Genomic DNA, 19455 nt, shown 5'->3' on the forward strand with positions numbered 1-19455 from the left:
TTCCAGGCCGGCGGGCATCGCGGGTTTCACCGTGGCAGCCCACGCAATGGCGCCGCACCCCACAAGGAGCCACAGCCATGACCACCCAGTTGCCCTACGCCTGGGCCAAGTCCCAGCGCATCCTCCTGCGCCACACCGAGCAGGGCGCGGTGCTGCTGGTGTGCCCCTCGACGCCTGGCTGGTCCATCAGCGAAGCCCGCCGCCAGTTCGGCCCGGCGCGCCTGGAGCGGATTCGCGACGAGGAACTCGACGGCCTGCTGGCCACCGCCTACGCCGACACCGGCAGCGCAGCAGCGGTGGTCGGGGCGGCGGAGAACGAGGTGGACCTGGACCGCCTGATGCAGGACATGCCGGAAATCACCGACCTGCTGGACACCCAGGACGGCGCCCCGGTGATCCGCATGATCAACGCCTTGCTCACCCAGGCCGCGCGGGACGAGGCCAGCGATATCCATATCGAACCCTTCGAGACCCATTCGGTGGTGCGCTACCGGGTCGACGGCACCCTGCGCGACGTGGTGTCGCCACGCAAGGCGCTGCACGGCGCGCTGGTGTCGCGGATCAAGATCATGGCCCAGCTGGACATCGCCGAAAAACGCCTGCCCCAGGACGGGCGCATCGCCCTGCGGGTGGCCGGGCGGCCCATCGATATCCGTGTGTCCACGGTGCCCACCGGGCATGGCGAGCGGGTGGTGATGCGCCTGCTGGACAAGCAGGCCGGGCGCCTGCAACTGGAGACCCTGGGCATGGACCCGGACCTCCTGGCGCGCCTGGATACCCTGATCCGCCAGCCCCACGGCATCGTCCTGGTCACCGGGCCCACCGGCAGCGGCAAGACCACCAGCCTCTACGCGGCCCTGGCCCGGCTGGATGCCAGCACCAGCAATATCCTCACCGTCGAGGACCCGGTGGAATACGACCTGCCGGGCATCAGCCAGATCCAGGTCAACGCCAAGATCGACATGACCTTCGCCCTGGCCCTGCGGGCGATCCTGCGCCAGGACCCGGACATCATCATGATCGGCGAGATCCGCGACCTGGAGACCGCGCAGATCGCGGTCCAGGCCTCGCTCACCGGGCACCTGGTGCTGGCGACCCTGCACACCAACGACGCGGTATCGGCGGTCAACCGCCTGATCGACATGGGGGTGGAGCCGTTTCTCCTGGCCTCGTCGATGCTCGGGGTGCTGGCCCAGCGCCTGGTGCGGCGCCTGTGCAGCCAGTGCAAGGAGCAGGACCCGGCCAACCCCGGCACCTGGCGCCCGGTGGGCTGCCCGGCCTGCAACCACATCGGCTACAGCGGGCGAACCGGGATCCATGAGCTGTTCTGCATCGATGACGATGTGCGCAGCCTGATCCACCAGGGCGCCGAGGAGCAGGCCCTGCGTGCCGCCGCGCGCCGGGCCGGGATGTTCAGCATGCGCGAAGACGGCGAACGCTGGGTGCGCAGCGGCGCCACCGCGCCGGAAGAAATCCTGCGTGTGACACGGGACGCCTGATGAATCGCTATCGCTATGAAGCCGCCGACGCCCTCGGCAAGATCGAATCCGGGCACCTGGAAGCCGACAGCCAGGGTGCGGCCTTCGCCAGCCTGCGCAGCCGCGGCCTGACCGCCTTGCTGGTACAGCTCGATGGCAACGGCGGCGACGGCGGAGCAGGGGGGCTGCTGCGCCCCAGGCTCTCGGACAACGACCTGGCCTGGGCCACCCGCCAGCTGGCCAGCCTGCTGGGGGCCAGCCTGCCGCTGGAGGCCGCGCTGAGCGCCACGGTGGAGCAGGCCGAGCGCAAGCACATCGCCCAGACCCTGAGCGCGGTGCGCGCGGATGTGCGCAGCGGCATGCGCCTGGCCGAGGCCCTGGCGGCGCGGCCCAGGGATTTTCCGGAGATCTACCGGGCGCTGATTGCCGCCGGCGAAGAGTCCGGCGACCTGGCCCAGGTCATGGAGCGGCTGGCGGACTACATCGAAGAGCGCAACGGCCTGCGGGGCAAGATCCTCACCGCCTTTATCTACCCGGGGGTGGTGGGGCTGGTGTCCATCGGCATCGTGATCTTCCTGCTCAGCTATGTGGTGCCTCAGGTGGTCAGTGCCTTCTCCCAGGCGCGCCAGGACCTGCCGGGGCTGACCCTGGCCATGCTCAATGCCAGTGATTTCATCCGTGCCTGGGGCGGCCTGTGCTTTGCCGCCATGGTCGCCGGGTTCTGGGGCTGGCGGGTGTACCTGCGCAACCCCCGGGCGCGCTTGAACTGGCACAGCCGGATCCTGCGCCTGCCGCTGATCGGGCGCTTTGTCCTGGGGCTGAACACCGCGCGTTTTGCCTCGACCCTGGCGATCCTCGGCAGCGCCGGGGTGCCTTTGTTGCGGGCCCTGGAAGCGGCGCGCCAGACCCTGTCCAACGACCGCCTGAGCCAGAGCGTGAGCGAGGCCACGGCCAAGGTGCGCGAAGGCGCCAACCTGGCGGCGGCGCTGCGGGTGGAGAAAGTCTTTCCGCCGGTGCTGATCCACCTGATCGCCAGCGGCGAGAAGACCGGCGCCTTGCCGCCGATGCTGGAACGGGCGGCGCAGACCCTGTCGCGGGATATCGAGCGTCGGGCCATGGGCATGACCGCCTTGCTCGAACCCTTGATGATCGTGGTGATGGGCGGTGTGGTGCTGGTGATCGTGATGGCGGTACTGCTGCCGATCATCGAGATCAACCAACTGGTCACCTGAACCGCACAACCCGACCTGACCCGGTCCGGCCCGGTCTGGCCCGGTCCGTAGGCGCTGGCTTGCCAGCGAAGGCGTCGGCAGCGGCGATGCAAGGCTGGCGGGCCTCTTCGCCGGCAAGCCGGCTCCTACGAGAGCGAAGCGGTGGTCCGAAGCACAGGGCAGGGCAGCCATAAAATTTCGCGCCGCCTGCCTCACTCCCGACCGGGCAACGGGCCAACCTCGGGTTCCTCGTTCTGTCATGTTCAGACCCGGTGGCCAGCCCCCTCGGCGCTTGCAGGGCAATGCCGCTTCCAGCCCCGGCAACCTGGCGGTCATTTTCCCGGGAAAGGCGCGAAAACCTCCGGCAAACACCCGAGAATCTTTTGCAAAAACAGCTGCTTTCTCCCGAGGTTTTTTCCTTTATCTGTCACCGGAAACTGCGAACTTCTCTCCCCATGGCCTCACCCATCAAGCCGTCTGGATCAAGGCTTCTGGCCCGAGTGCCATGGCGTCATGCAAGAGCTATTCACCCAACGTACGAACACGACGAAAGGAGATTCTTCATGTTTAAGCGCAACGTTCTCGCGGCATCCCTGACCCTGGCTGCCCTGTGCTCGGCACAGGCTGCAATGGCTGATATCAACGGCGGTGGCGCAACCCTGCCACAACCGCTGTACCAGACCGCTGGCGTACTGACCGCCGGCTTCGCTCCCTACATCGGCGTAGGCAGCGGCAACGGCAAGGCTGCCTTCCTGAACAACGACTACACCAAGTTCGTGGCCGGCACCACTGGCAAGAACGTGCACTGGGCCGGTAGCGATTCCAAGCTCAGCGCAGCAGAGCTCAAAGGTTATCAAGACAATCACCAAGCGGCCTGGGGCAAGCTGATCCAGGTGCCTTCGGTAGCCACTTCGGTTGCCGTTCCATTCAACAAGGCCGGCACTGCTGCCGTTAACCTGAGCGTCAACGACCTGTGCGGCGTGTTCTCGGGCCGTGTTTCCGACTGGAGCCAGATTGCAGGTTCGGGCCGTACCGGCGCCATCACCGTGGTTTACCGCAATGAAAGCAGCGGCACCACCGAGCTGTTCACCCGCTTCCTGAACGCCAAGTGCGCCGAGACCGGCACCTTCGCCGTGACCACCAACTTCGCTTCCAGCTACTCCGGCGGCCTGCCTGCCGGTGCGGTTGCCGCTGTTACCAGCCAAGGCGTCATGGACGCGCTGAACGCTGGCGACGGTCGCATCACCTACATGAGCCCGGACTACGCCGCGCCGACCCTGGCCGGCCTGGACGACGCTACCAAGGTGGCCAAGGTGGCTGGCGTTTCCCCGGCGCCTGCCAACGTTTCCTCGGCTATCGCCGCGGTTGCCGTGCCTGATACCACTGTTCGTGGCGACCAGAACCTGTGGGTTCCTGTCTTCACTTCCCAGGCCAACATCGACGCCAACCCAAGCGACAAGAGCCTGCGCCTGTACCCAACCAGCGGTTACCCAATCCTGGGCTTCACCAACCTGATCTTCAGCCAGTGCTACGCCGACGCTAACCAGACTTCGCAAGTACGGGCTTTCTTCAGCCGTCACTACGGTGCCCTGGTGAACAACGACACCGCCATCAACAACAACCGCTTCGTGCCTCTGCCAGCTGCCTGGAAAACCGCAGTACGTGACTCGTTCGTCACTGCCTCCAGCGGCCTGAGCATCGGTAACGCCAGCGTCTGCAACGCCATCGGCCGTCCGCTGTAACTTTCGCGTCCGATACCTGCAGCACCCGGATCAGCAACGGTTTCGACCGTTGCTGATTTTTTTCATGCTCGGCACAACGGTCCGGCACGAGTGCTCGCCCGTCCTGATACGACAGGAGTCATGTCATGTTCAAAATGCATTGGTTAGCCACGTCACTGGTGGGCAGCGCCCTATGTGCCCAGTTGGCCCTGGCGGATATCAACGGTGGCGGGTCGACGCTGCCGCAGTCGTACTACCTGGCGCCCGGGGTACTGACGGCGGGTTTTGCGCCCTACATCGGCTCTGATCTCGGGGACAAGGAAGCCTTTCTGAACAACGACTACAACCGTCTGATTCCGGGCGCCCCTGCCCGGAACGTGCACTGGGTGGCCACTGAGTCGAAGTTGAGAGGCAGCGAGCTCGACGGCTACTCCATGGCCCATGGCGCGAGCTGGGGGCCGTTGATCCAGGTGCCCGTCGCCGCCACGGCGGTGGCGATCCGCTTCAACAAGGCCGGCATTGGCAACCTGGACCTGAGCGTCAATGACGTGTGCGGGATCTTCTCGGGCCGGCTGGACCGTTGGGAGTACCTGTCGAGCGGTGCAGGCACTTACGGACCACTGACGGTGGTCTACCCGCAAGGGCCCAGTGGCACCACCGAGCTGTTTACCCGTTTTCTCAATGCCAAGTGCTCTGAACCGGCCGGGCCTTTCGCGGTGACCCGGTTCTTCGCCAACGCTTATCCAGCCTCGGTGCCACAGACCGCCAAGAGCGCGCAGGGCAGCCCCCAGATCATGGAAGTGCTCAATGCAACCCCGGGGAGTGTGACCTTCATCGGTTCGAGCCACGCATCCAGCACCCTTGCCGGGCTGGAAGATGGCAGCAAGGTAGCGCGGGTAGGGGGGATAGCCCCGACACCGGCGAACATCGTCAACGCCATCAGCCTGATCAGCCCGCCGACGGCGAACCTATCGACCGGCCCGTTCAGCGACCCCATCAGGTGGGTACCGGTGTTCGCCGCTTCGTTCGATGGCAATGACCCCTCGGTGGTGCCATTTCCCAGCGTCGGTTATCCGATCCTGGGCTTTAGCACCGCGATTTTCAGCCAGTGTTACGCCGATGCGGCGCAAACCGCCCAGGTGCGGGCGTTCTTTGCCCGCCAGTACGGTTCGCTGGTCACTAACGATGCGGCACTGCTCAACAACAACCTGCAACCCTTGCCGGCGATCTGGAAGGCCGCGATACGGAACGCCTTCGTGACGCCCGCCAGCCTGCGCAGTATCGGCAACCCCAATATCTGCAACGCCATCGGCCGACCTTTCTAGCCGGCCAGCGCCGCTTGCCCCTGCCTGCCGCCGTGGCACGCAGGGGCAGGGGCGACACCCTGCACCCCAAAGATGAATTTTCCGTGACATCCGTTCGGTCGCGCCTCGCGCCAACGGCCTATCCCCTAAAGCAGTGACGCGCGCCCTGGGCCCTACAAGCGTCGCGCTCCCGTGGGCGTCATAACAAAGGATGAGTAGTAATGGTTCGCTGCAAACCACCGGTCAAATCCCCCGCGCTGCGCCCTGATGGCGAGCTGCCGATCCTGCGGCTCAAGCCCCTGGCCCAGGCCATCGCCCTGCTGATGGTGGCGGGCAGTGCCCATGGCGCCACGGCCTTCAGTTCCGGCTGGTTCGCCGACAAGGGCGCGTCCCAGGCCGCCACCGCCGCGCGCACCAACGGCCAGGTTCCGGGGATCCCGCCGCTGTCCCAGCAGACCCGCGCCAACCAGCAGTTGCAGCGCTCCCTGAGCAACCTCAATTCCAGCGTTGCCGCCATTGCCGCCCAGCAAGCGGCCCAGGCTGCCGCACGCCAGGCCGCGTTCGGCACGGTGAGCACCATTCCCGATGGCCTCGGCGAAGGCGGGCTGAAGGTCGACAACAGCCTGACCCAGGGCTGGCTCAATGCCAAAGGGCCGGTGCAGAGCCAGTCCGGCGGCAAGACCACGGTGACCATCGAGCAGACCGCCGACAAGGCCATTCTCAACTGGGAGACCTTCAACGTCGGGCGCAACACCACCGTCGACTTCCAGCAGCAGTCCAACTGGGCGCTGTTGAACAAGGTCAACGACCCCAATGGACGGCCCAGCGAAATCCAGGGCCAGATCAAGGGCGCCGGTACGGTGATGATCATGAACCGCAACGGGGTGATCTTCAGCGGCACCAGCCAGGTCAATGTGCGCAACCTGGTGGCGGCCGCGGCCACCATCAGCGACGAGCAGTTCACCCAGCGCGGGCTCTATGTGGACGCCAACGGCACCCAGCCGACCTTCAGCGATGCCCTGGGCAAGGTCCAGGTGCAGCGCGGCGCGCTGATCCAGACCCACCCGGCGGCCACCTCCACCGAATCCGGCGGCTATGCCTTGCTGCTGGGCTCGGAAGTGGAGAACGCCGGCACCATCGTCACTGCCAAGGGCCAGACCACCCTGGCGGCCGGCGACAGCTTCTACATCCGCCGCGGGGTCGGCACCAGCGGCAACCAGCACTCCACCACCCGGGGCAATGAAGTTGCCACTTCGCTGAAGGCCGGCAGCAGCGCCGGCAAGGTCAGCAACAGCGGCCTGATCATGGCCTCCACGGGCGACATCACCCTCACCGGGCACCAGGTAGCGCAGAACGGCGTGGCCCTGGCCAGCACTTCGGTGGACACCCGCGGCACCATCCATTTGCTCAACTCCGCCAGCGACAGCACCGGCAGCGTGACCCTGGGGCAGGGCAGCACCACCGCAATCCTTCTGGACAGCAGTGGCAGCAGCGCTCTGGACAGCCAGCGCAACAACGGCCTGATCAACCTCGACGGCACCCCGACCAACCTGATCACCGGCCAGTTCAACAACCTCAGCAGCGTGGCCGACCGCAGCGACCAGTCCCGGGTGGAGATCGTCAGCGGCGGCACCGTGGATTTCCAGGACGGCTCCATCACCCTGGCCACCGGTGGCCAGGTGGCGGTCAGTGCCGGGCAGCGCAGCCTGGTGCGCGATGGCACGGTGATCGATGTGGCCGGCGCCGTCGGGGTCAAGGTGGCGATGGAGTCCAACACCATCAAGATCAACGTCCAGGGCAACGAGCAGCGCGATTCGGCGGGCAACCGCGACAGCGGCCAGTTGATCAACAACGACGTCTGGGTCGACCTGCGCGAGCTGGTGTTCGTCCCGGCGGGCACCAACGGCTACGCCACCGATCGCTGGTACACCGCCGGCGGCCTGCTGGAAGTGGGCGGCTACCTGGGCACCCAGGGCCACAACATCGGCGAGTGGATGGCCCAGGGCGGTACCCTGACCTTCACCGGCAAGGACGTGGTGACCCAGTCCGGCGCCCAGTTGAACCTCTCCGGCGGCACCGTCGATGTGCAGGGCGGCTACATCCAGCAGACCTGGCTCAAGGGCGCCGACGGGCGCTTGTACGAGCTCTCCAGGGCGCCGGGGGACCTGCTCTACACCGGCATCTACAAGGGCTATGTGGACAGCAGCCCGCGCTGGGGCCGCACCGATTACTACTACAACCCGCTGATCGCCCAGCAGCGCCGCTACGAGGCCGGCTACAGCGTCGGCCGCGACGCCGGCAAGCTGGTAATCGGCACCAGCAACGCCGTGCTCGAAGGCCAGCTGGTGAGCGAAGTGTTCAAGGGCGACCGCCAGACCCAGGCGCCGAACATCAACCTCGACGGCTACCAGCAATCGCACAAGGCCGCGGCCCAGCGCGCGCAACTGATCATTGGCAACTACACGCCGATCTACAACAAGACCAGCGGCACCCTGCGCTACGCCCTGAGCCCCAGCGTGGACAAGGTGCTGATCGAGACCAACCAGCAGAAGATCGCCGACGGCCTGGACCTCGCCACAGCCCTGCCGGCCAACCGCCAGGGCCAGCTGGTGCTGGACAGCGACCAGCTCAACGGCTTCCAGCTGGGGGCGATCAAGGTCGGCGCCAGGCAGCAGGTCCAGGTCAACGGCGCGCTGAAGGTAGCCGATGGCGGCGACATCACCCTGTTCGGGCCAGAGGTCAAGATCAACGCCAACCTCACCGCCCACGGTGGCAGCATCAACGCCGGCAACGTGCTGAACCAGGTGGATGTGAACCGCAACTTCGTGGTCGGCGATGTGATCCTCGCGCCCACCGGCGGCGCCCAGGCCCGGGTCGATGTAGCCAGCGGGGTCAAGCTGGATGCCAGCGGGCGCTGGAACAACCTGGCCCTGGACCCCTCGGACAGCAGCGGCCTGGCCTTTATCAACGGGGGCAAGGTGTCGCTGCGCAGCAGCGGCGACCTCAACCTGGCCAACGGCACCCTGGTGGATGCCAGCTCCGGCGCCAGCATTGCCTATGACGGCAAGACCAGCGGTGGCAAGGGCGGCGACGTGACCCTGGCCGCCGACGGCAAGCTCGACCTCAATGGCGAGCTACGCGGGTATGGGGTCAACGGTGGCGGCACCCTGGCCCTGCAGGCGCACAAGGTGCTGATTGGCGCCCATGATCCGGCCCCCGAGGCCGGCACCCTGCAATTGGCGGGGGACTTCTTCAACAAGGGCTTCGGCGCCTACGACATCACCGGCAACGAAGGGCTGACCGTGGCCGAGGGCGCGCAGGTCGAGGTCAACATGCCGGTCTACCGCTTCGGGGCCCAGGCCAGCAGCAGTGCCACTGGCAGCGACCCGGCCACGGTGCTGGAGCGCTGGTTGCCGCAGCTGTACCAGCAGGATGCAACCAGGGGCGTGCTGACCCAGCGCCGTGGCGCCGGCCTGACCCTGAGCGCCGGCAATCAGTACTCCACGGCCGCCCAGTTGGCCACCACGGCGCTGAGCGTGGGGCAGGGCGCGGTGATCAGTGTCGACCCGGGGCAGGCCATCAACCTGCGCAGCGTCGGCCAGTTGACCCTGAACGGCACGCTCAATGCCTGGGGCGGCAGCGTCAGTCTGGGCGGCCTGACGGTGGCCAGTTCCGAGGCCGCCAATGCCGCCGGTCACGGGCGCTCGATCTGGGTCGGCGAGCAGGCGGTGATTGATGTGGCGGCGCGGGCGGTGAGCGCCGTGGACAACCGTGGCCGCCGTTACGGCCAGGTGCGCAATGGCGGCAAGATCGCCATCGGCGGCGAGATCGACCTGGCCACCGGTATCGCCAAGGCCAGCGACCTGTTTGTGGTGGTGCGCGAGGGGGCGCGTCTCGACGCTTCCGGCGCCCAGGCGGCCCTGGACATTCCCGGCCAGGGCCGGGTGCAGGTGGCCAGCAACGGTGGCAGCATCAGCTTCGCGTCCAACAACGGCCTGTACCTGGACGGCAGCTTCGTCGCCCGGGCCGGAGGCGCTGGCGCTGCAGGGGGCACCTTGTCGCTGGCCCTGGAAAGCCCGTACTACATCAAGAACGCGGTCAGTGACCGGGTGCTCAAGGCCCGGGAACTGGTGCTCAGCCAGACCCACCAGGGCAGTGCGCTGCCCGCGAGCGCCGACGCCGCAGCCGCCAGCCTGGAGTATGGCCACGGCCGCCTCGGGGTGGATCAAGTCACCGCCGGCGGCTTCGACAACCTGGCACTGCTGAGCAACGGCCTGTTGAGCTTCGATGGCGATGTGTCGCTGAACATGGGCCAGAGCCTGCGCCTGTACAGCGGCGCCCTGAACCTCAGCGACAGCGCCGCGGCCAATAGCCGGGTCGACCTGTCGGCACCCTACCTGCTGCTGGCGGGCATCCTCGCGCCGCTGGAAGCCAAGGACCAGTACGTGCGTCCGGTCTCCACCGGCACGCCGTCGCAACAGGCCACCCAGGCGCAGTTCAATGCCAGCGGCAACCTGATCGATGTGCGTGGCAACGTGGTGTTCGGCAGCAAGGGCACGTTGCGCCAGGCCGACAACAGCCTGCTGAGCGTCGAGCGCCGCGGGTTCGACCATGTGCAACTGACCAGCCAGGGCGACCTGCGCTTTCTCGCCGGGGCCGGGGCCGATGTGATCGCCAAGGGCATCAGCACCCAGTTGCTGACCCAGGGCGACATGACCCTGCGGGCCGCGCAGTTGTACCCGGGTACCGAGGTCGGGGCCCGGGTGATTGCCGGCTACCTCAACGATATTTCCGGCACCAGCATCAACTTCGACCCCACGCGCACCCTGACCATCGGCCGCACCGGCCAGGGCGAGGCGCCTGTGCCGTACTCGGCCTTCGGCCGCTTGCAGCTGGGCGCGGCCAACATCCAGCAGGGCGGGGTAGTCCGTGCGCCCCTGGGGCTGATCGAGATCGGCAACCTGGGCGCGAGCAAGGTCGAGCTGCTGCCCGGCAGCCTGACTTCGGTCAGCGGCAAGGGCCTGGTACTGCCTTACGGCGGCACCGTCGATGGCCAGGTCTACAAGTACAACGGCAAGACCGTGACCTTCCTCGGCCAGGGCGCCCTGGTGAATGAGAACAGCGACCTGAGCGTCGGGGTGATCCTGGGCGGCAAGTCGGTGCAGGTACAGCCCGATGCCACCGTGGACCTGTCCGGTGGTGGCGAACTGCTGGGCGCCGGGTTCATTTCCGGGCGCGGCGGCTCCACCGATGCGCGCTACAGCCCGCTGGTGCAGATCGGCGCCAACGGCAGCTTCATCCTCCCGGGCCTGGGCAGCAACCCGATCTACGCCATAGTGCCCGGGGTGCAGCCGGGCTATGCGCCGGTGGCACCGGAGGGCGGCGCGGTGGACCCGCTGATCGGCCAGCAGATCACCATTGGCGCCGGGGTTCCGGGGCTGGCGGCGGGTACCTACACCCTGATGCCGTCCACCTATGCGCTGATGCCGGGGGCCTTTCGCGTCGAGATCAACGGCCTGGCCGGGCTCGGCACCGAAGGCGCGACCCAGCCGTTGCGCAATGGCTCCTGGTCCACCGCCGGGCGCCTGTCGATTGCCCATACCGGGATCAGCAACAGCGTCGCCAGCCAGTTGATCCTGACCTCGGCCGACACCCTGCGCCGCTATTCCCAGTACAACGAAACCGGCTATGCCCAGTTCGCCCTGGCCGATGCCGCCAAGCTCGGGGTGCCACGGCCGATGCTGCCGGTGGACGCCAAGACCCTGAAGCTGGCCCTGGAGCCGGGGGCCGGTGCGGATGCCTTCTCGTTCAAGGGCATTGGCCGTTTCGATGCCGCTGCGGGGGGCTATGGCGGCACCGTCGCGGTGTTGAACATGGGCAGTGGCAACATCGAAGTGGTGGCGGCCGGCAAGTCGGCCACCCAGGGTTTCAACGGCGTTACCCTGGATGCCGACAGCCTCAACGCCATGGGCGCAGCGCGCCTGATGCTGGGCGGCCTGACGCTGGTCAAGTACGGCCAGGGCGGCAACTACATCACCGTGGCCGAAGGCGTGAACACGCCCAAGGGCTCGATCACCTTGCGCGAGGGCGCCACCCTGGCCGCGCCGGAAGTGTTCCTGGTGAGCAACACCGGCGAGATCGTCCTGGAGCAGGGCGCGTCGATCAATACCCTGGGCCGAGGCAAGGCCAGCTATGACGCCCGTGACGGTTTCACCTACCAGGTGGCCAATATGCTGGCGGTGTCCAACGGCTTGCTCAACGTGATCAGCAAGGCCCAGGCCGGCGGACAGACCAGCGGCGGCATCCGGCTCGGGGTGTGCGCCAGCGCGCCGTGCAGCGGGCAGACCGCACTGTATTCCGATGGCAGCCTCGTTGCCTTGACCGACAACGCCTTCGAGCTGGGCGACCAGGTGCGCTACGGCACCCGCCACCTGAACCTGGGCCTGAACAACATCAACGTCGGCAGCCCGGAGGCGCTGGCGGCAGCGGCGGCGGGCAATCGCCTGCCCAGCGGCATGACCCTGACCCAGCAACTGCTCGACCGCCTGCTGCGCGGCGATACCCAGTTCGGCGCCCCGGCCCTGGAGACCTTGCAGCTCTCGGCCCGGGACGGCTTCAACTTCTACGGCAGCGCCAGCCTGGACACCTACGACCCGGCGACCGGCAAGTCGCTGCTGAGCAACCTGATGCTCTCCACCCCGGCGATCTACGGTGCCGGGGGCGCCAATGATGTGGCCAGCATCCACACCGCCAACCTGATCTGGCAGGGTTCCGAGACCCCGGCAGGCGCGGTGGTGGCCGGCGGTGCCGGAACCGGCAGCGGCCGCCTGCAAATCAATGCCGAACGCATCGAGTTCGGCTACGGGGCCTTTGCCCAGCCCAGCACCACCAAGAGTTTCGACCGCCTGGCCCTGGGTTTTGCCAACGTCGACCTCAATGCCAGCCAGCGCATTACCGCCAACCACAAGGGCAGCCTGTCGGTCTACCAGAGCCAGGGCGCCTTCGATCCGCTCAAGGGGTTTGCCTACAGCGGCGGCAACCTGAATATCCTCACCCCACTGATGACCGGCGAGGCCGGCTCGGTGAACCGCATCACCGCTGGCGGCGCCATGGATATCGGCGCCTCGGCCGGCCCTCGTGGCCAGGCCAATGGCCAGGGCGCGGAACTGTCTCTGCAGGGCGACAGCATCCGCCTGGCCAGTGCCGTGGTGCTGCCCAGCGGCAAGGTGACCCTGGGGGCCCGGGGTGATGTCAGCCTGACCGATGCGGCGCTGATCGATGTGGCTGGCCGCACCATCGCCTTCAATGACCTGAGCAAATACGGCGCCGGCGGCGAAGTGCTGCTGCAGAGTGCTACCGGCAATGTGCGGCAGGCCACGGGCTCGACCATCGACCTTTCGGCCACCCATAACCAGGCCGGCAAGCTGCGGGCGGTGGCGCTGGACAGTGCGGCCGGCCGGGTAGACCTGGCGGGCAAGGTCCTTGGCGGCAGCAGCGGCTACTACGATGCCGGCGGCACCCTGGTGCCGTTCCTCGGCGCCACGGTGGAAATCCAGGCCCAGCACCTGGGCAGCAGCGGCACCCTGGACGAGCAGTTCGCCGCCCTCAACCAGCGCCTGAACCAGGGCCAGGTCTTTGGCGCACGCAGCTTCCAGCTCAAGCAGGGCGACCTGACCATCGGCGACGGGGTCAGGGCCAGCACCGTCAACGTCTCGGTGGACAACGGCAGCCTGCGTGTTACCGGGCGAGTGGACGCCAGCGGCGAACGGGTCGGCAGTATCAACCTGGCGGCCGGCAAGGGCCTGACCCTGGACGGCAGCGCGGTGCTCGATGCCCACGGCAGCAAGCTGCGGGTGGACAGCTACGGCAAGATCATCGACTCACCGAACCGCGCCAGCGTGGTGCTCAGCTCGGGCCAGGGCCGCCTGACCCTGGCCGACAGTGCGCGTATCGACCTGCGCCACGGCACCGACGTGGCAGTGGGCAGCGCTGCGGGGCAGAACGACGGCCGCAGCCGCGGCACCCTGGAGCTGAACGCGCCGCGCCTCGTCCAGGCGGACCAGAGCAGCAACGACATCGACATCGATGCCCGCGGCCCGCTGGATATCCAGGGCGCGCGCTCGATTGCGGTCAACGGCATGCTCCGCTACGACGATGCTCCGGAAAAAACCGACGCCACCGCCAGCGGCCGCCCTTACCAGGAAATCACCCAGGCCTACCTGGATGCCAAGCATGCCCAGAGCACGGCCTTTATCAACGCGGCCCTGCAAAACAGCGACCTGCTGCAGAACAAGCTGGCCGGCCTGAACAACGCCGGCTATGCCGACGCCTTCCATCTGCGGCCCGGGGTCGAGATCGTCAGCAAGAGCGCAGACGGCGACCTGGTGGTGCAGGGCGACCTGGACCTGTCGGGCTATCGCTATGCCAGCCTCAACCCCCACAGCCAGAAGACCTCGGTCTACGGTTCCGGCGAGGTCGGCAGCCTGACGCTGCGCGCCGGGGGCGACCTGAATGTCTATGGCAGCATCAACGACGGCTTCGCGCCGCCGCCTGCCACCGTGGACGACAAGGGCTGGGTGCTGCTGCCGGGCGTGGACTTCACCGGTGGCACTATCATCGTGCCGGGCAACGGCGTGACCCTGGCCGACGGCACCGCCTTCCCGGCGGGCAGCACCCTCAACTACGACCTGCCGATCAAGGGGCTGACCGTGGCCGCGGGCACGCGCCTGCCGGTCACGGCGACCCTGGACCAGACCCTGGTACTGCCGGCGGGTACGGTACTGGCGGCGGCGATTCGCGATGCCTCGGGCAACCTGCTGTTCGCCGCCGGCACCCTGCTCGGCGAGCCCCGGACCCTGGTCGCCGGCACCCGTCTGGAGGCCGGGACGCTGTTGACCCAGGGCACCCAGCTGCGGTCCATGACCTGGCCCAAGGGCGTGCCGCTGCCGCAAGTACACCTGGCCAATGTGAACAACAACATCGTCATGCTCGACGGCAGCAAGGCCCTGCCCAAGGGCGGGCTGATCCCGGCCGGCACCAACGTCAAGCTGCCGAGCGGCGTCGACTCGGTGCAGTTGCGGCCCGAAGACGTCGGGCGCCAGGGCAAGCTCTGGGCCATTGCGCCGATGCTTGCCGAAGGCTCGCAATCCTGGTCCCTGCGCCTGGTGGCCGGGGCCGATACCCGCGCAGCCGACAGCCGCATCGTGCAGGCCAACCCACGCAGCGGTGACTTGCATCTGGCGGACAGCCATTACGGGATGTTCGCCAAGGAACTGCCCAGCCAGGTGGTGCGGACCTGGACCCAGGTGGCGGTGGATGACCTGGCCGGCGTAGGGATAGTGGTCAAGGCCGGCGATCCGATCGACGAACAACTGCTGGTGGATCTGGGGCAGACCTCGATCGAGCAGTTCTGTGCCGACAGCCCGGCCTATTGCGCGATCAAGGCCAGCTACGCCTGGACCCAGCTGGCGGTGGACGAACTGGCGGGCGCCGGGGTGGTGGTCAAGGCCGGCGATCCGATCGATGAGCAACTCCTGCTGGACCTGGGGCAGTCGTCCGTCGCGGCCTTCTGTGAAGAGTCGCCCGCCTTCTGCATGGCCCTGGACAGCAAGACCTATGGCGCAACGCCGTCCAGCAGCCGCTTCAGCGTGATCCGCACCGGCACCGGCGACCTTGAACTGCTCAGCGCCGGCAACCTGAGCATGGACTCGCTGTACGGGGTCTACACCGCCGGTACTTCCTCCACGGCGACGACGGCCAGCGATCCCTACAACCAGCCACGGGCCCTGGGAACGGGAGCCACGGTGCTCAATGACCCGGGCAGTTACTTCGAGCAGTTCGTCAATGGCAGCGGCACCAGCCTGTACCGCGCCTGGTACCCGGAGGCGGGGGGCAACCTGCGGGTCAGTGCCGGTGGCGACCTGACCGGCAATATCAGCAGTACCGCCAACGACAGCCGTGCCTGGCCCAACCCCAAGGACAACGGCCAGGACTCGGCCGAAGTGGGCAACTGGCTGTGGCGCCAGGGCAGCGGCGATGTCGCCACCGGCGGTTCGGCGCAACCCGGCGCCTGGTGGATCAACTTCGGCACCTATGCGGCCAACGGCAGCGCCGACCGGATGCTGGGCTTTACCGGGTTCGGCACCCTGGGCGGCGGCAACCTGGAGCTGAATGTCGGCGGTGACGCGGGCATCCTCCAGCGCCTGACGGACAGCGCCGGCGCCTCCACCGTGGCGCCCCGCAGCCAGGGGCTGGTGCTGGCCGTGGGCAGTACCGGCCGGGTCGCCAGCGATGGCAGCCTGCAACTGACCGGCGGTGGCGACCTGCGGGTGAACATTGCGGGCGCCTTGAACCCGGCCAGCAACCTGGTCATCGAGCATCGCAACGGGGTCGTGGTCAACCTGCGTGGCAGCAGCCATTTGCAGAGTGCCTCCCTGGGCAGCATCGACCTGCACTATGGCGGCACCGCCGTTGACCACAACCCCAGCGAAGCCCGGGCCTTCGACCCGTTGCGCGCCACCCGTGGCCTGGCCCAGGGCGGCCTGACCCTGGTGCCCGGCGATGCCACCTTCAACCTGCAGAGCCGCGGCGACCTGGTGGTGCAGAACGTCGAGGACCCGGGCCGGGTCCGCCAGTTCAACACCGCGCTCTTCAGCCGTGGCAGCCAGCAAGGCAGCGGCCGGAGCTGGTTCACCCTGTGGACCGAGCGTACCGCCATCGACCTGATGTCCCTGGGCGGCAACCTGACCCCGCTCACCAGCCCTGGCAGCACCGATCTGGCGGTGGTCTATCCGTCGATCCTCAGGGCCGTGGCAGCCAGCGGCAGCCTTTACTATGGCAAGGCCGCCAGCGCGCAAGTCGGCGACCTCAACTACCGGGTGCCGCTGTTCCTGGCGCCGGGCGCCGCAGGGCAGTTGCAGTTCCTGGCCCAGGACTCGATCTACGCGGGCGGTTTCACCGTCAGCCAGTCGGGCGCCGCGGCCGCTTCGGTGGCCACGCCCTGGCGTCCGGCATTTGTCGGCAGCATCGAGGGTGAAGTGGTGGCCAGCAACCTGTCGATCAACGGCAACCCGGTCATCGGCTCGATCCTGCCGTTGTTCGCCTTCGGTTCCGGCAGCGTCTCCGGGCTGGTTGCCGGCCCGGCCGATCCGGCGCGTTTCTATGCGGTGAACGGCGACCTGATGGGGGTCAACAGCGGCCGGATCATCACCTTCGGCCAGGCGGCCTCCCAGTTGCACTCGGGGCAGACCTGGTACGAGGGCAGCCGCCCGGTGTGGATGATGGCCGGGCGCGATATCGTCAGCAGTGGCCGGACCTTCGGCGTCGAGGACCCGGTCAATGGCTCGACCTCCCAGGGCAACCTGTTCGTGCACAACAACCCCAGCGACATCTCCGTCGTCAGCGCCGGGCGCGACATCCTCTACAGCAACTTCAACGTCGCCGGCCCCGGCACCCTGGAACTGACCGCGGGGCGCAACATCCTCATGGAGGACAAGGTCAGCGTCACCAGCATCGGTGCCGTGGCGCCGGGGGACCGCCGGCCTGGGGCGAGCATCGTGATGCAGGCCGGGTTCGGCCCCAACGGTCCGGACTACCGGCGCTTCGTCGAGGCTTACTTGGACCCGGCCAACCTCGCCCAGCCGGGCGAAAGCCTGTCGGGCGCTAGGGTGGCCAAGACCTACGAGGGCGAACTGCTGGACTGGCTGGCCGAGCGCTTCGGCTTTGTCGGCGACAGCGCCCAGGCCCGGGCCTATTACGCGGCCCTGCCCGCGGAACAACAGCGGGTGTTTGCCCGGAATGTGTATTTTGCCGAGCTCAAGGCCGCCGGCCGCGAGTACACCGAGGAAGGCGGTATGCGCCAGGGCAGTTATGCCCGTGGCCGTGCGGCGATTGCCGGGCTGTTCCCGAGCACCGACGTGGCGGGCAACCCGATCACCTACCAGGGCGATATCACCCTGTTCGGCGGTGCCGGGGTGCACACCGACTTTGGCGGCAACATCCAGATGCTGACCCCCGGCGGCAACCAGACCTTCGGCATCGAGGGCACGGCGCCACCGGCCTCGGCGGGGATCATCACCCAGGGCGCGGGGGACATCCAACTGTACTCCCTGGGCAGCATCCTGCTGGGCCAGAGCCGGATCATGACCACCTTCGGCGGCTCGATCATGGGCTGGTCGGCGGCGGGCGACATCAACGCCGGCCGCGGTTCCAAGACCACCGTGGTCTATACACCGCCCAAGCGGGTCTACGACAACTGGGGCAACGTCAGCCTGTCGCCGTCGGTGCCCAGCACCGGGGCGGGGATCGCCACTCTCAACCCGATACCCGAAGTGGCGGCCGGCGACATCGACCTGATCGCGCCCCTGGGCACCATCGATGCCGGCGAGGCGGGGATCCGGGTCTCGGGCAACGTCAACATCGCCGCTTTGCGGGTGGTCAACGCGGCGAACATCCAGACCCAGGGCAAGTCCAGCGGGGTGCCGGTCACGGCGGCGGTCAACACCGGCGCCATGACCTCGGCCAGCGCCGCCGGCTCCGCCGCGTCCCAGGCCGCGGAAGATGCGGCCCGCAACCAGCAGGCGGCGGCCAAGCAGGGCCGGGCGTCCATCGTCACCGTGGAAGTGCTGGGCTTTGGTAGCGAACCGGTGCAACGCCCCCGTGAAGACGCCAGCCGCGCCCCTGGCTACAACCCCGACAGCCCGGTGCAGGTGCTGGGCGCCGGGCCCTTGAGCGACCAGGCCCGGGCGCGTTTGACCGACGAGGAGCGCGGGCAACTGACGCTGTAGGTTCTCTCGTGGTAGCAAGGCTTGGGGGGCGATCGTCGATCGCCCCTTTTTTTTGGAGCAGGGGAGGTGCTATTCCAGGTAGGAATGCAATGAATAAAAACAATGAATTTTAATTATCAAACCGCAGGGCCTAGCCTGTCCCGATCCTTTGAATGGAGCCCTGCCATGACCTCATCCTCGGTAAACCCGGCTGAAAAATTCGACCGCTCGCGAGCCGACGAATACGCCCGCCAGAGCCGTATCGCCCTGGCGGGCTACGACGCCTGCCATGACCTTGCCGCCTGCATGTTGGCGGCCAGCCTGGGCGAGGGGCGTGCGGCCCACATCCTGGCCGTGGGGGCTGGTGGCACGGCCCAGGAGATTATCGCCATGGCTTCCCTGGAACCGGGCTGGCGCTTTACCGCTGTAGACCCCTCGGCACCGATGCTGGAGACAGCGCGCCAGCAGTTGCAGGCGCAGGGTTTGCTGGAGAGGACCGAAGTGCGTCTGGCCACGGTGGACGAACTGGCGGCGGACGAACCCTTCGACGGGGCCACGCTGATCGGCGTGCTGCACCATCTGCCCGGTGATGAAGCCAAGCGGCAATTGCTGCGGGCCATCGCCCGGCGCCTCAAGCCCGGCGCGCCGCTGATCGTCGCCGGCAATCATTACGCCTACGCCAGCCAGCCCCTGCTGCTGGCGGCCTGGGGGCAACGCTGGCGCCAGCAGGGCGCGACGGCGGATGAGGTACACGCCAAGCTGGGGAAAATCCTTCAGGGCGCCGACCCGCCCCATTCCGAGGCGGCGGTGCAACGGTTGCTCGAAGAGGGCGGTTTCAGCGAGGGAACACGTTTCTTCAGCAGCCTGTTCTGGGGCGCCTGGGTGAGCCGCAAGCGTTGCTGAGGCCCGTTGGTCACGGTTGTGTCTTGAACCGTCACTGGCGATCTCGGCAGCCCTGGCGCGGATCGCCGCGCGCC

The 19455-nt window shown here is 67.6% G+C and carries 6 protein-coding genes; all 6 read left to right on the top strand.

Annotation, left to right across the window (positions count from 1 at the left end; all coding sequences use genetic code 11):
- Nucleotides 1-77: 77 nt before the first annotated feature.
- The 6 genes from gspE (at nt 78) to PFLCHA0_RS14110 (ending at nt 19381) form a co-directional block, all read left to right on the top strand.
- Entirely contained in the window at nt 78-1499 is a 1422-nt protein-coding gene (gene gspE, locus PFLCHA0_RS14085) for a type II secretion system ATPase GspE (protein WP_015635436.1), read from the top strand.
- Nucleotides 1499-2710, top strand: coding sequence for a type II secretion system inner membrane protein GspF (gene gspF / locus PFLCHA0_RS14090; protein ID WP_011061051.1), 1212 nt, complete (start codon nt 1499-1501; stop codon nt 2708-2710). The genes gspE and gspF overlap by 1 nt, the downstream gene beginning before the upstream one ends.
- Nucleotides 2711-3252: 542 nt before the next feature.
- Nucleotides 3253-4431: a substrate-binding domain-containing protein gene (locus PFLCHA0_RS14095; protein ID WP_015635437.1), complete on the top strand. Its 1179-nt coding sequence runs from the start codon at nt 3253-3255 to the stop codon at nt 4429-4431.
- Between the two features lie 125 nt (nt 4432-4556).
- On the top strand, nt 4557-5735 hold the full coding sequence (locus tag PFLCHA0_RS14100) for a substrate-binding domain-containing protein (protein ID WP_015635438.1): 1179 nt from the start codon (nt 4557-4559) through the stop codon (nt 5733-5735).
- 200 nt (nt 5736-5935) lie between these two features.
- Entirely contained in the window at nt 5936-18499 is a 12564-nt protein-coding gene (locus PFLCHA0_RS14105; protein ID WP_015635439.1) for a filamentous haemagglutinin family protein, read from the top strand.
- A 165-nt stretch (nt 18500-18664) separates the two neighbouring features.
- A complete protein-coding gene (locus PFLCHA0_RS14110; protein WP_015635440.1) occupies nt 18665-19381 on the top strand; it encodes an SAM-dependent methyltransferase in 717 nt (238 codons plus the stop codon).
- Nucleotides 19382-19455 lie beyond the last annotated feature (74 nt).

The organism is Pseudomonas protegens CHA0 (assembly GCF_000397205.1).
Taxonomy (GTDB): Bacteria; Pseudomonadota; Gammaproteobacteria; order Pseudomonadales; family Pseudomonadaceae; genus Aquipseudomonas; species Aquipseudomonas protegens.